This is a genomic window from Jidongwangia harbinensis (assembly GCF_020216025.1).
Classification (GTDB): Bacteria; Actinomycetota; Actinomycetes; order Mycobacteriales; family Micromonosporaceae; genus Actinoplanes; species Actinoplanes harbinensis.
Window position 1 is genome coordinate 288247 of sequence record NZ_JAIWNC010000005.1, and the last position, 12540, is coordinate 300786.

11 protein-coding genes are annotated in these 12540 nt (G+C 74.1%); 10 read left to right on the plus strand and 1 reads right to left on the minus strand.

The window, feature by feature from the left end:
- The first annotated feature begins 48 nt into the window (after nucleotides 1-48).
- The 6 genes from LDL48_RS09980 to LDL48_RS10005 all read left to right on the plus strand — a co-directional run bounded on the left by LDL48_RS09980 (nucleotide 49) and on the right by LDL48_RS10005 (nucleotide 5586).
- Nucleotides 49-1782 carry an alkaline phosphatase family protein gene (locus tag LDL48_RS09980; protein WP_225254742.1) on the plus strand — a complete coding sequence of 578 codons (1734 nt, stop codon included), beginning with the start codon at nucleotides 49-51 and terminating at the stop codon, nucleotides 1780-1782.
- A gap of 95 nt (nucleotides 1783-1877) precedes the next feature.
- Entirely contained in the window at nucleotides 1878-2177 is a 300-nt protein-coding gene (locus tag LDL48_RS09985; RefSeq protein WP_225254743.1) for a hypothetical protein, read from the plus strand.
- Between the two features lie 76 nt (nucleotides 2178-2253).
- Nucleotides 2254-3051 (plus strand): hypothetical protein, encoded by a 798-nt coding sequence (locus tag LDL48_RS09990; protein ID WP_225254744.1) that lies wholly within the window; start codon nucleotides 2254-2256, stop codon nucleotides 3049-3051.
- Between the two features lie 286 nt (nucleotides 3052-3337).
- Nucleotides 3338-4351, plus strand: coding sequence for a TerC/Alx family metal homeostasis membrane protein (locus LDL48_RS09995; protein ID WP_225254745.1), 1014 nt, complete (start codon nucleotides 3338-3340; stop codon nucleotides 4349-4351).
- 109 nt (nucleotides 4352-4460) lie between these two features.
- Complete coding sequence (locus LDL48_RS10000) at nucleotides 4461-5099, plus strand: RNA polymerase sigma factor (RefSeq protein WP_225254746.1); 639 nt, start codon at nucleotides 4461-4463, stop codon at nucleotides 5097-5099.
- Complete coding sequence (locus LDL48_RS10005; RefSeq protein ID WP_225254747.1) at nucleotides 5086-5586, plus strand: hypothetical protein; 501 nt, start codon at nucleotides 5086-5088, stop codon at nucleotides 5584-5586. The genes LDL48_RS10000 and LDL48_RS10005 overlap by 14 nt, the downstream gene beginning before the upstream one ends.
- A 4-nt stretch (nucleotides 5587-5590) precedes the next feature.
- Here LDL48_RS10005 and LDL48_RS44430 read toward each other — a convergent pair whose 3' ends face one another.
- Nucleotides 5591-8173: a CHAT domain-containing protein gene (locus LDL48_RS44430; RefSeq protein ID WP_225254748.1), complete on the minus strand. Its 2583-nt coding sequence runs from the start codon at nucleotides 8171-8173 to the stop codon at nucleotides 5591-5593.
- A 46-nt stretch (nucleotides 8174-8219) separates the two neighbouring features.
- On the opposite strand from LDL48_RS44430, the gene LDL48_RS10015 reads away from it, so the two are divergent.
- The 4 genes from LDL48_RS10015 (at nucleotide 8220) to LDL48_RS10030 (ending at nucleotide 12495) form a co-directional block, all read left to right on the plus strand.
- Complete coding sequence (locus LDL48_RS10015; RefSeq protein ID WP_225254749.1) at nucleotides 8220-9488, plus strand: S8 family peptidase; 1269 nt, start codon at nucleotides 8220-8222, stop codon at nucleotides 9486-9488.
- Nucleotides 9489-9560: 72 nt separating this feature from the next.
- On the plus strand, nucleotides 9561-11684 hold the full coding sequence (locus LDL48_RS10020) for a M1 family metallopeptidase (protein ID WP_225254750.1): 2124 nt from the start codon (nucleotides 9561-9563) through the stop codon (nucleotides 11682-11684).
- 74 nt (nucleotides 11685-11758) lie between these two features.
- Nucleotides 11759-12037: a hypothetical protein gene (locus LDL48_RS10025; protein WP_225254829.1), complete on the plus strand. Its 279-nt coding sequence runs from the start codon at nucleotides 11759-11761 to the stop codon at nucleotides 12035-12037.
- The gene (locus LDL48_RS10030) at nucleotides 12037-12495 is read left to right on the plus strand and encodes an alpha/beta hydrolase family protein (protein WP_255627779.1); all 459 of its coding nucleotides are present in this window, start codon (nucleotides 12037-12039) and stop codon (nucleotides 12493-12495) included. Before LDL48_RS10025 ends, LDL48_RS10030 begins: the two co-directional genes overlap by 1 nt.
- Nucleotides 12496-12540: the final 45 nt, after the last annotated feature.

Sequence of the window (12540 nt, forward strand, 5' to 3'; positions counted from 1 at the left end):
TACTCGGACGTCCGCCGTTCGCCGCCACGTACCGAAGGACATGACGCCGTGCTGCTCTTCCACCGCCTGCGCCGGCCGCCGGGGCCGGACCGCCCGCCCGCCGAGCGCGGCGCGTCGCGTCGCCGCCGGGTGCTGTCCGGGGCGGTGACCGGGCTGGCCGGCCTCGTGGTGCTGGCCGCACTGATCGTCCCGGACAACATCAGCCGGCTGCCGCCGGGACACTCCTGGCCGTCCGCCCTGCTCCGGATCCCGATCGAAGGCATCCTGGGTGCGGCGATCCTGCTGTCGCTGCCGGTCCGCGCCCGGCGCCGGGTCGCGGTCGGGCTGGGCGCCGCGCTCGGCCTGCTGACCATCGTCAAGATCCTCAACATGGGGTTCTTCACGGTCCTGGCCCGGCAGTTCAACCCGGTGCTGGACTGGGCGCTGCTGGACGACGGGCTGACCGTCCTGCGCGACTCGGTCGGCGACGCCGGTGCCACCGGTGCGGTGATCGGCGCGGTGCTGCTCGCGGTCGCACTCCTGGTCGGCATGCCGCTGGCGGTACGCCGGCTGGCCGGCACGGTGACCGGGCACCCCACCGCCACCCGCCGCACGGCCACCGCGGGCGCCGCCGCCTGGGTGACGTTCGCGCTGCTCGGCACCGGTCTGGTGCCCGGGGTCTTCGTCGCCTCGGACACCGCCGCCGCGCTCGCCTACTCCACCGCCCTGACCGTCCCGCAGGGCGTGCAGGACCGGCGCGCGTTCGCCCGGGAGGCGGCCGTGGACGCGTACCGGGACACCGCCGGCGACCGGCTGCTGACCGGGCTGCGCGGCAAGGACGTGGTGTTCACCTTCGTCGAGAGCTACGGGCGCACCGCTCTGGAGGACCCGAAGTACGCCGCCGAGGTGGGCGCGGTGCTCCGGTCCGGCCACCAGGAGCTGACCAGGGCCGGCTATTCGGCCCGGAGCGGATACCTCACCTCCTCCACGGCGGGCGGCGGCAGCTGGCTGGCGCACGCCACGTTCCAGTCCGGACTCTGGATCAACAACGAGCAGCGGTACCGGACCCTGGTCTCGGGCGAGCGGCTGACCCTGACCGGGGCGTTCCACCGGGCCGCCGTGCGCACCGTCGGCATCGAGCCCGGCATCACGTACGCCTGGCCGGAGGGCGAGTTCTACGGCTTCGACCAGGTCTACGACTCGCACACGCTCGGCTACCGGGGACCGGCGTTCAGCTGGGCCACCATGCCGGACCAGTTCACCCTGTCCGCCTTCGAACGGCTGGAACGCGGCAGGTCCGACCGCGGACCGCTGATGGCCGAGGTCACCCTGGTGTCCAGCCACACCCCGTGGACCCCGGTACCCCGGCTGCTGGACTGGGACGAGGTCGGCGACGGCTCGGTGTACGCGCCGATGGTGGCGGCCGGACCGACGGCCGGCGAGGTGTGGAAGGACGCGAAGCGGGTGCGGGCCGCCTACCGCGAGTCGATCGAGTACTCGCTGAACAGCATCATCTCCTACGTCCGGACGTACGGCGACGACGATCTGGTGATGGTGTTCCTCGGCGACCACGAGCCCGCCCCGATCATCACCGGGGACAGCGGGAGCCGGGACGTGCCGATCACCGTCGTGTCCCGGGACCGGACCGTGCTGGACCGGATCGCCGGCTGGAACTGGACCGACGGTCTGGCACCCGCACCCACGGCCCCGGTCTGGCGGATGGACGCCTTCCGCGACCGCTTCCTCGCCGCGTTCGGCGGCCCGGCCCCGGCCGGCCGGCAGCAGGCTCTCGGCCCGCGCTGAGCCGCCCCGCCCGGCGGTCGCAGTTGGGTGGGTCACGTTGTGGACGGGCGGGGGTGCGCGGTCTGATCGACGCCGATACCTTGTCCGGTGTGGAGGTGAGAGCGGCAGTCCGGCGTACCCGTTTGCCGTGGGCCGCCTTCCTGCTCGCCGCGCTGCTGGGCGCGCCCGCACCGGCCGCCGCGGCCCCGGCCGAAACCGTGCCGGTGCCCCGCGCCGTGATCACCACCGTCCACACCCAGGTGACGACCAGCACGGAGACGGCCGACCCGGAGCACGCACCGGCGTCACCCCGGTCCGTCCCGTCCTCCTCCCCCGTCGCGGTACCGGACGCACCGGTCCTGCTCGACGCGGCGGCACGCGCCCCCCGCGCCTCCCGGGCACCACCGCTCGGCTGACCCGACCCCGCCGGTTCGACCGGCGGGTGCCGGGTCGTACCCGGTCATCGGCATCCGAGGGGGAGGAACCTGTTCCATGGAAATCGTCATCGTCATCTGGCTGCTGCTGCTCCTGCTGGGCGTGCTGGCCCTGGCCGGCCTGGCGCTCCCGCGCGACGTCCGCCGGCCGCGGGAGATCTCCGCCTGGCTGGCGGAGAACGCGGAGCAGAAGCGCGCGGAGGCGGACCGGCGGTCGGCCGAGGCGGTCGAGTGCGTCCGGTACGCCGAGGAGATCGCGGTCGCCGCCCACGGTGCCGAGACCACCGCGGAACGCCGGCGCACCGAGTGCCAGCAGGCCCAGGCCCGGGTCGAGGAGTGCTGGGCCGCCTACCGCACCGCGGACGCCGCCCTCCAGCGGGCCCGGCGGGCCGCCGCGTACCCGGTCCGGGAGTCGATCGACCACGCCGACCGCGAGCACGCACTGCGCCGGGCCGCGCAGGCCGCGTACCGCCGCGGTGATCTCTCCGACGAGCAGCTGCTGGACGCGCTCACCCACCGCAACGGATGGGACCCGCACCTGCACCCGGCCGAGCAGGAACTCCTGCTGGCGCGTGCCGCGGCCGCACACCGGCTGGCGCTCTACCGCGCGGCCCTGACCGCCGAGGACGCGGCCTGGCGGGCGTCCGACATCGCCACCGCCGCGGTCCGCAGCCTGCGCCGCGAGGCGGCCGCCGCGACAGCCCGGGCGGAGGCCGCCCGGGCCGCCCTGCCGCGGGACGAGCCCGTCCCCGGCGGTTACCGCCAGCTGCGGTTCCGCCTCGGTTCACACGTGCGCCGGCTCAGTGCGGCCGGCGCCGGGGATGGCCGGATCCTGACATCAGGGCCATCCCGCTGATGATCGCTGCCAGGATCAGCAGCACCAGAAGAAGCGCATTCCAGATCATGGGAAACCTCCCGACCTTCCCACGATGTGCCTCCGCGACGGAACCGGTCAACGGAACGCGCTGATTCCCAGGATTTCCCCAGCAACTGCTCCTATGGTGCCCAGTTGAGGGGAGTACCTCGCTAGATCGTCCCGGTCAGTACGGGTCCTCGGACAGGAGCCCCGGGCGGTCGCCCGACGCACGGCGTACGGGTGAGGGAGACCTCGAACGACGACGCATGCGTTCGAGGAGGCTCCCGTGTCACCTGATCCGATCCTGGCCGCCCCGATTCAGACGATCGGCTCACCGCTGCTCTGGACCGTCACGCTGCTGGTGCTGCTCGGCCTGCTGGCGGTCGACTTCGCGATCACCCGCCGGCCGCACGACGTGCCCATGCGCGAGGCCGTCGGCTGGACCGTGTTCTACCTCGCCCTCCCGGTGATCTTCGGATTCGCCCTCATTCCGCTGTACGGCAGCCAGGTCTCGGTCGAGTTCTTCACCGGCTGGGTGGTGGAGAAGTCGTTGTCGGTGGACAACCTGTTCGTCTTCATGCTGCTGCTGGCCGCGTTCGCGGTGCCACCGGCGCTGGCGCAGCGCGTGCTGCTGTACGGCATCGTCGGCGCGCTGGTGCTCCGGGCGATCTTCATCGCGGCGGGTGCCGCGGTGATCAGCGCGGGCAGCTGGGCGTTCCTGCTGTTCGGCGCGATCCTGCTGGTCACCGCGGCCAAGGTGATGCGGGACGCCCGGTCCGGCCATGACCAGGAGGTCGCCATCGACCGGATGCGCAGCGTCCGGATGCTGCGCCGGTTGATGCCGGTGACCGACGGCTACCACGGCTCCCGGCTGACGGTCCGCGAGGCCGGCCGGCTGGCACTGACGCCGATGGCGCTGGTGGTGGCCGCGGTGTTCATGACGGACGTGGTATTCGCGGTGGACTCGGTGCCGGCGGTGTACGGCGTCACCTCCGACCCGTACATCGTCTTCGCGACCAATGCCTTCGCCCTGCTCGGCCTGCGCGCGCTGTACTTCGTGCTGCGCAACGCGCTGAGCCGACTGCGGCACCTCAACCACGGCCTCGCGGTGATCCTCGCCTTCATCGGCGTCAAGCTGGTGCTGCACTGGGCGCACACGGTGTGGTCCTGGGTGCCCGACGTGCCGACCCCGCTGTCGCTGGTGGTGATCCTGCTGGTGCTGACCACGGTGACCGTGACCAGCGTGCTGGCCAACCGCTCGGACCGGGAGCGGGAGCGGGAGCCGGTCGGCACGCACTGACCGGCGATGTATCAGAACCCGGCCGTGCCGCCTCTAACTGTGGAACGTCCACCTTTTCGCGAGAGAATGGACGGCAGCCACGGTGAACTCGACACGGCAAGAGACCGCCATGCCAGAGCCCGATGTGACGGAACTCGTCGACCGGATCCGTCGCGGAGATGCCGGCGCCTGGCAACTGCTCACCGACCGCTACCTCAACCTGTTGTGGTCCATCGCCCGCGGCCTGCGGCTGAACGACGCGGACGCTGCCGACGCGGTGCAGACGACCTGGCTGCGCCTGGTGGAGAACCTGGACGACATCCGCGAGCCGAAGCGGATCGGCAGCTGGCTGGCCACCACGGTGCGACGGGAGTGTCTCGACATCCGCCGCCGTACCGCGCGGGTGCGGCCGGGCGAGCCGGAGACGCCGGGCGGCTGGGACGGCCTGGCGGCCACCACCGTCGATCCGCTCGACGTGGCGCTGCTGCGGGACGAACGGGACGCCGCGCTCTGGCGCGCCTTCCACGCGCTCCGGCCGTCCTGCCAGCGGCTGCTGCGCGTGCTGCTCACCGATCCGGCGCCCAGTTACGCCGAGGTGTCCGCCGCGCTGGACACCCCGGTCGGCAGCATCGGACCGACCCGGCAACGATGCCTCAAGTGCCTCCGGGAGCTGCTCGCCCAGGACGCCGCGTTCCTCGGTGAGCAGCCGCCGGCCGCGGACCGCGCACCGGCCGAAGACTCGAGGGGTGAGGGACGTGCGACACGATGAAGCGCCCGGAACGTCCGGTATCGGCGACGACGCTCTGCTCGCCGATCTCCGGCGGATCGCGTCCATGGTGGATGCACCGCCGGGCTCGGTGGCGGCCGCGGCACGCGCCGCGTTCCTCGCCCGCGATCTGGACGGTGAACTCGCCGTTCTGATCGCCGACTCCCGGGCGGCCGGCGACCGGGACTACGAGCCGGTGCGGGCGTCCGACATCGAACCCGCCCAGGGCCGGTGGCTGCTGTCGTTCTCCGGCGGCGGCGTCCAGGTCGACATGGAGGTGGAGGAGCATCACGGCCGGCTCCGGCTGATCGGTCAGTTGCTGGGCTCGTCCGACGCCGACTGTTTCCTCGACTCCGCGGGTGGGCGGAGGCTCGTCGAGGTGGACGAACTCGGGCGGTTCATCGTGGCGGACATCGCGCCCGGGCCGGTCCGGCTGCGCTGCCGATCGGTGGACGGCCGGGTGGTCACCACCGCATGGGTCACGGTCTGACCGCTCACCGGCCGAGCGCCACGAACGCCAGGCCGGTCGCGACACCCACCGGGTCACCAGACGTGGCGGCACGCGCGTCCCGCAGCGCCTCCGGGAACGCCGCCCCGGCGCGCAGCGCGGCGTGGAACGCCACCATCAGCGGGCCGGTCGCCGCGTCGTTCACCGGCACCACGCTGGCCAGCAGGCTGGCGGTGCCCAGCGGCACCAGCACGCTGATCAGACCGAGCAGTTCGTCCCCGGCGGCCGGCGCCGAGACCCCGGACTCGCAGCTGGACAGGACCAGGCGGTGCGGGCTGCGGCGCAACCGGCTCAGGTCGTACCCGGTGAGCGGGCCGTCGTGCATCTGCAGCGCGGAGAACAACGGATTGTCCGCCCGGAACACCCCGTGCGTCGCGATGTGCGCGACGGCGGCCCCGTCCAGGGCGGCCAGCACCCGCACCGCGGTGGCCGCGCCGTGCGAGAGCACCACCGGCGATGGGTACTGGTCGGCGATCCGTCCGGCCTCGGCCAGCGTGCCCGGCAGGTCCGGGCCGACGACCACCACGGTGCGCCGCCGCCGGGGCCGCGCCCGCTGATCGGCCTGCACCCACGTCGCCGCGGACGGCACCACACTCCACGGCACACCGTGCAGCGCCGGCAGCATCGCCCACGGCACCGCGTGCAGCGGTCCCGGCGGTGCGATCACGACCGGCCGGGACCCGATGTCCGACGCGGCGCGCCCGAGCAGGGCGGCCTGCAGCCGATCGCCGGCGATCGCCAGCCGCTCCAGCGACCCGGGCGGCGGACGGCCACGCGCCAGCCGCCGCAGCATGAACCGAGCCAGGTCGACCTCCCGGATGGCGTTCGCCACCGGCCCCACCGCGTGCAGCCGGGTCCGGCCGCGCCGGGCGGTGATCGCGTACAGCAGGTCGTCGAGCGCGACCAGTTCGACCAGCAGGTGCTCGCCGAGCCGGTCGAGCGCCGCCTCCGTGACCGTGCGGGCCGCCGCCCGCGGTGCCGGTGAGCCGGCGCGCCGGGTGCGGGACCGGACGGCCTGTTCCAGCCGCCGCCGCTCGCGTTCCAGCCCGTCGGTCGGGGCCCGGGCGGCCCGCGCGGTGTCCAGCCGGCTCATCACCCCGCGCAACGCGGCCAGGTCGGCGGCGAGTTCGGCGTCCTCCGCCGACCGGGCATAGGGGGACGCGAGGGCGGAGGCGCGCCACCGTTCGCTCCAGGCCAGCAGCATCCGGGCATCGCCCCGGCGGACTGCGTGCCGCTGCCCGATCGCGGCCAGCTCGACGCCGTAACGGGCGGCGTGCACCCGCAGTTCCACCGCGCCGAGGCGGCGCTGATGGTCGGCCGCCGCCAGCAGCCCGCGCCGGCAGGCGTGCAACGCGGCCGCGGTGGAGCCGCGGGCCTCGGCCCGCAGCGCCTGGGCCAGCCAACCGGCCGCGTGCCCGAACGTCGGACCCTGCCGTCGCGACCGGGCGGCGCGGGCCAGGTGCCGGTCGGCCTCCGCGGTCCGGCCGGCCGCCGCCGCCATCCGCCCGGCCAGCAGGTGCGCGGCCGGCGCCTCCTCGGCGCCCAGTTCGGCCAGCCGGTCCGCGATCCGGGCCGCGGCCGCCCGGACCCGGCCGTCCCGCCGCCCCGCGTCGTAGCGCGCCTGCACCAGCACGAACTCCGCCCGCGCGGCCCACCAGTCGCGGTGCTGGGCCCGGAACAGGTCGCGCGCCGCGGTGGCCCGGACCGCCGCGTCCGGTGGCCGGCCGGCGGCCTGGGCGGCCCGGGCCGCGGCGAACAACAACTCGGCCCGGGCCGCGGAGCGACCGGCGAGCCGTTCGACGCCCGCGTCCGCCTCCTGCGACGCCTCGTCGGCGAGGCCGGCCGCGAGCAGCGTCCGGGACCGGTCGAAGACCAGGTCGGGCGCGAAGTAGCCGAGCGCGTCGTACCGGTCCGCCGCCTCGTCGAGATGGCGCAACGCGGCCGGGACGTCCCCGGCGTGCAGGGCGATCTCGGCGTGGCCGTGTACCGCCATCGCCGCCTCCAGATCCTGGCCGATCCGCCGGAACAGGTGCTCCGCCCGTTCCAGATCCCGGTGCGCCCGGGCGGTCTGGCCGGTCATGGCGTACACGTCGAAGCGGTTGTTGAGCGCCCGCGCCTCCCAGAGCGCGTCCCCGGCCCGGTGCAGGAGGCGGACGGCCCGGCTCAGGTCGGCGAGCGCGGCCGCGGGACGGCCGAGCGTCACCAGCTGGTGGCCGCGCCGGAGCAGCACCCGGCCGGCCAGGTGACCGGCGCTCTCCGCGACCGCGGCGTCCAGGGTGGCCAGTCCGGTCGTGGTCCGCCCGCTCGTGACGAGCGTCGCGCCCAGGGTCGCCTGCACATCGATCCGGCGTTCCCGGTCGCCGGACGTATCAGCGAGCCGCAACGCGCGTCTTAGTTCTCGGACGGCCTCGACGTACCGGCCGGCGTCCCGGAACACGATCGCCCGCGTCTGCCGCGCGATCGAGGCCGTCCGCGGGTCCGGGCGGCCGGCCAGGACGCGGTCCGCCGCCGCGACCGCCTCAGCCGGTCGCGCGAGGGCAAGCCGGAGCAGCTCGTCGCCGTCAGGCACATCGACAGTCTAGAAATCCAGCCGATCCCCCTCCAGGAGGTTCCCCGTGTCGACCCCACCCGAAGACCCCCGCCCTGACGACGCCTACCCCGATCCCGCCCGGAGCGCGCAGGAGTCCCAGGTCCGGTACGTCCTGAACGAACTCGGCGACGTCCTCGAACCCGGACCGCCGGGCTGGCGGGAGACCGGAATCGAGTACTTCGTCCGGCGCGGCTATCTCATGGTCGACGAGACCTTCTACGACGAGGGGCGGCGCGTGCTCACCCCCGGACGCCTGACCGGCCCGGACGACGAACCGCCGGAGGGCGGGCCGCGGGACGGCCAGCGCATCGACGGGCGCCGGTGGATCCGGCTGCACGGCGACGCGGACACCTTCCGCGCCATGGCGGACATCAACGACGCCGCCGGCGACGAGGTGGCCCGGCTCGAGTACGCCGTGCACATCGCCAGCGGATGCTGCCCGGCCGACGAGCCGACCCCGGTGGCGCCCGGGGCCGCACCGGATCCGCCGGTGTCCGCGGACCGGACCGCCGGCGCCGGCATCCGGGTGGTCGTGCTGGACACCGGCTTCGACCCCGCCGCCGCGACGCTGAGCTGGATGCGGGACGTGCAGGGTGACCCGGATCCCGGTCTCGGCGCCGCGGTCCTGCCGCGGTACGCCGGGCACGGCACGTTCATCGCCGGCGTGGTGCGGGCGATGGCGCCGCGCGCCGAGGTGATCGTGCGGCAGGCGTTCGGCCCGCTCGGTGTGGTGATGGAGAGCGACCTGGTGGCCGCGCTGGAACGCACCCTGCGCTACGACCAGCCCGACGTGATCAACCTGTCCGGCGGCACCAACGTCGAGTCCGTCCGCGGACCGAGCCTGCTGAACGCGTTCTACGAGCGGGTGTTCCGCCGTTACCCGGGCGTCGCCCTGATCGCCGCGGCCGGCAACGACAACTCGCGGCGGCACTTCTGGCCGGCCGCCGCGTCGTGGGCCACCGGGGTCGGTGCGCTCGCCCCGGACTGGCGGAGCCGGGCGCCGTTCAGCAACCACGGAAGCTGGGTCGACGTGTACGCACCCGGACAACACCTGATCAACGCGTTCCCCAGTGGACCGTACGTCTACCAGGAGCCGCCGCGGACCGGTACCCAGGTCCAGTTCGCCGGCATGGCGAGCTGGAGCGGCACGTCGTTCGCCGCACCGGTGGTGGCCGGCCTGGTCGCCGCCCGGATGTCCCGCACCGGGGAGAACGGCCCGGCCGCCGTCGCCGCGCTGCTGGCCGAGGCCCGGGCCGCCGCCGTGACCGGGGTGGGCGCCGTCCTGGTCCCCTGAGGACATCACACCGTTGTCGACAAACCAGCAAATCGCTGTTCCGGGAGGGCGCCGGAGGGTTAGCGTGCCGACATGCTGTGCAGAGCCGCGCTCGCGTCCTCCGTCGTCCTCGCCGTCGCCCTCGCGTCCGCCCCGGCCGCCGCCGTCGCGGCCGAGCCGGGCGGTCCACCCGGTCCCGGAGCGCCCGGAGTGGGCGATCCGTATTTCCCGCTGGACGGCAACGGCGGCTACGACGTGCGGCACTACGGGCTGGACCTGCGCTACACCCCGGCCACCGACGTGCTGGCCGCGACCGCGACGATCCGGGCCCGGGCCACCCAGCACCTGTCCGCGTTCAATCTGGACTTCCAGGGCCTGACCATCCGGTCGATCACGGTGGACGGCCGGCCGGCGACCTGGAGCCGCAGCGGCGGCGAGCTGACCGTGACCCCGCGAGCCACCCTCCGCGATGGACAGACGTTCCTCACCCGGGTCACCTACGACGGCGTGCCGGAACTCATCGAGGACCCGAACCTGGGCTCGTCCGGCGTCTTCCACACCGACGACGGCATGGTCATCGTCGGGCAGCCGGACGTGGCGGCGACCTGGTTCCCGGTCAACGACCACCCGATCGACAAGGCGGCGTACACCATCCGGGTCACCGTCCCCAAGGGCCTCGAGGCGGTGGCGAACGGCGTGCTGACCGACCGGTCCACCCGGGCCGGCTGGACCACCTGGACCTGGGACGCCCGCGAACCGATGGCGTCCTACCTGGCGACCGCCACGGTGGGCGAGTTCGACCTGCGGTCGTACCGGGCCGGCGGCATCCGCTACTGGGACGCCATCGATCCGGACCTGTTCGAGCCGGTGGCGGCACCGCGGACCGGATCCCGGATGGCGATCAGCCAGAGCGGCGACTCGGCGTACAAGCGCCTGACCCGCACCATCGACGTGCCGGCCGGCGGCGCCACACTGGACTTCTGGACCGACCGCGACACCGAGGCCGACTGGGACTTCTTCTTCGTGGAGGCGCGCACGGCGGGCGCCGACGACTGGACCACGCTGCCGGACGCCAACGGACACACCTCGCCGGACATCGAGGGTGCCTGCGCGTCCGCCCGCGGCCTGCACCCGTTCCTCACCCACTATCTGACCGACACGGGCGAGAACTGCACGGCGTCCGGCACCACCGGCACGTGGGCCGCGGCCTCCGGCGCGAGCGACGGGTACGAACAGTGGTCGGTGGACCTGGCCCGGTACGCCGGCAAGCGGGTCGAGGTCTCCCTGACCTACCTCACCGACGAGATCATCGCGCAGCCCGGTGTCGTGGTCGACGACGTGACCGTGTCCACCGGCGCCGGGAGCACGTCGTTCGAGGCGGACGGTGACACCCTGGACGGCTGGGCCACCGGCGGGGCGCCGGACGGCAGCCCGGAGAACCCGAACACCTGGATCTCCGGCACGCGGGCCGACCTGCCGGCCACCGAGGGCGACATCGCGGCCGGTTCGCTGGCCCGGCAGCCCGAGATCATCCGCTTCCTGTCCGGCGTGTTCGGGCCGTACCCGTTCTCCAGCGCCGGCGGCATCGTGGACGACACCAACCAGTTCGGTTTCGCCCTGGAGAACCAGACCCGACCGATCTACGCCCGGGGCTTCTTCAGCAGCCCGGAGAGCGGCGACAGCGTGGTGGTCCACGAGCTGGCCCACCAGTGGTACGGCGACAGCCTGGCCCTGCAGCGCTGGCAGGACATCTGGCTGAACGAGGCGTTCGCGACGTACGCGTCCTGGCTGTGGGGCGAGCACGACGGCCTCGGCACCGCGCAGGAGGCCTTCAACTCCTCCTACCAGAGCATCCCCGCGGACTCCGAATTCTGGCAGTTGCGGATCGGCGACCCCGGTCCCGAGCACCTGTTCGACGGCCCGGTCTACGAGCGCGGCGCGATGACCATGCACGCGCTGCGGAAGACGGTCGGCGACCGGGCGTTCTTCCGGATCCTGCGCACCTGGGCGACGTCCCGGTCCGGCGACAACGTGACCACCCCGCAGTTCGTCGCGCTGGCCGAACGGATCTCCGGACAGCAGCTCGACGACTTCTTCACCGCGTGGCTGTACACGCCGGCCAAGCCCCCGGCCCCGCCCGGCACCGGCGCCGCCCCGGCCGCCGCACGCCAGGCCGGCCCGGCCCTGCCGGCCGCGAAGCCGGCGGTGAAGCGCTGATCCGGGGTACGGCCGCCGGCGTCCCGTACGTCCTGCTCCCACCGGCCGGCCGCGAGCGCCCGGACGCGCCGGTCGTGGTGGCCTGGCACCTGCTGGACACGCCGCGCACCGAGGCGGCGTTCGCGGCGGCCGTACCGCTGCACGGTCTGCAGGCGTGGCGGCTCTACCTCGGGCTGCCGCTGAGCGGCGCCCGGCTGCCTCCCGGTGGTCTGCCCGAGGTGCGGGAACTCGGGTTCACCGAACCGGTGGGCAACGTGCACCGGCCGGTCGCGGGCGGGGCGGTGGCCGAGTTCCCGGCCGCGTTCGCCGAGGTCCGCGACGGTTCGGCATCGACGGCGGCCCGATCGGCGTGATGGGCGGCTCGGTGGGCGGCGCGGTGGCGCAACTGGTGCTGGCCGAGTCCGGCGCCGACGTGCGGGCCGCCGTCCTGATCAACCCGGTGGTCCGGCTACAGGACACCATCGACGGCCTGTCCGCCCGGTTCGGCGTCACGTACACCTGGTCCGGCCCGGCCACCGCGTTCGCCGAACGGGTCGACTTCCTGGCCCGGGCCGACGAACTGACCGGCGCCGCGGTTCTCGTCGTCACCGGCGCGGACGACGACGAGGCGGCGATCCTGCGCCCGGCCCGCGAACTGGTGTCGCGGCTGCGGGCCCGGGGCGGGACCGCGGAGGGCCGGACCGTGGCCGGGATGGGTCATGCGCTGGCGGAGGAGCCGGGACTGGAGCCGGCCCCGCAACTGCCGCGGGCCGCCGAGGTGGACCGGCTCGCGACGGCGTGGTTCACCACCCACCTGCTCGGCCCCCGCTGAGCTCACCTCAGTGGTACACCAACGTCGTCATAACGCCCGCAAAAC

Excerpts from the sequence above, each read along its gene's own strand:
- LDL48_RS09990 (WP_225254744.1), top strand. The coding sequence starts at position 2,254 with ATGGAAATCGTCATCGTCATCTGGCTGCTGCTGCTCCTGCTGGGCGTG.
- LDL48_RS10000 (WP_225254746.1), top strand. The coding sequence starts at position 4,461 with ATGCCAGAGCCCGATGTGACGGAACTCGTCGACCGGATCCGTCGCGGA.
- LDL48_RS10020 (WP_225254750.1), top strand. The coding sequence starts at position 9,561 with ATGCTGTGCAGAGCCGCGCTCGCGTCCTCCGTCGTCCTCGCCGTCGCC.
- LDL48_RS10030 (WP_255627779.1), top strand. The coding sequence starts at position 12,037 with ATGGGCGGCTCGGTGGGCGGCGCGGTGGCGCAACTGGTGCTGGCCGAG.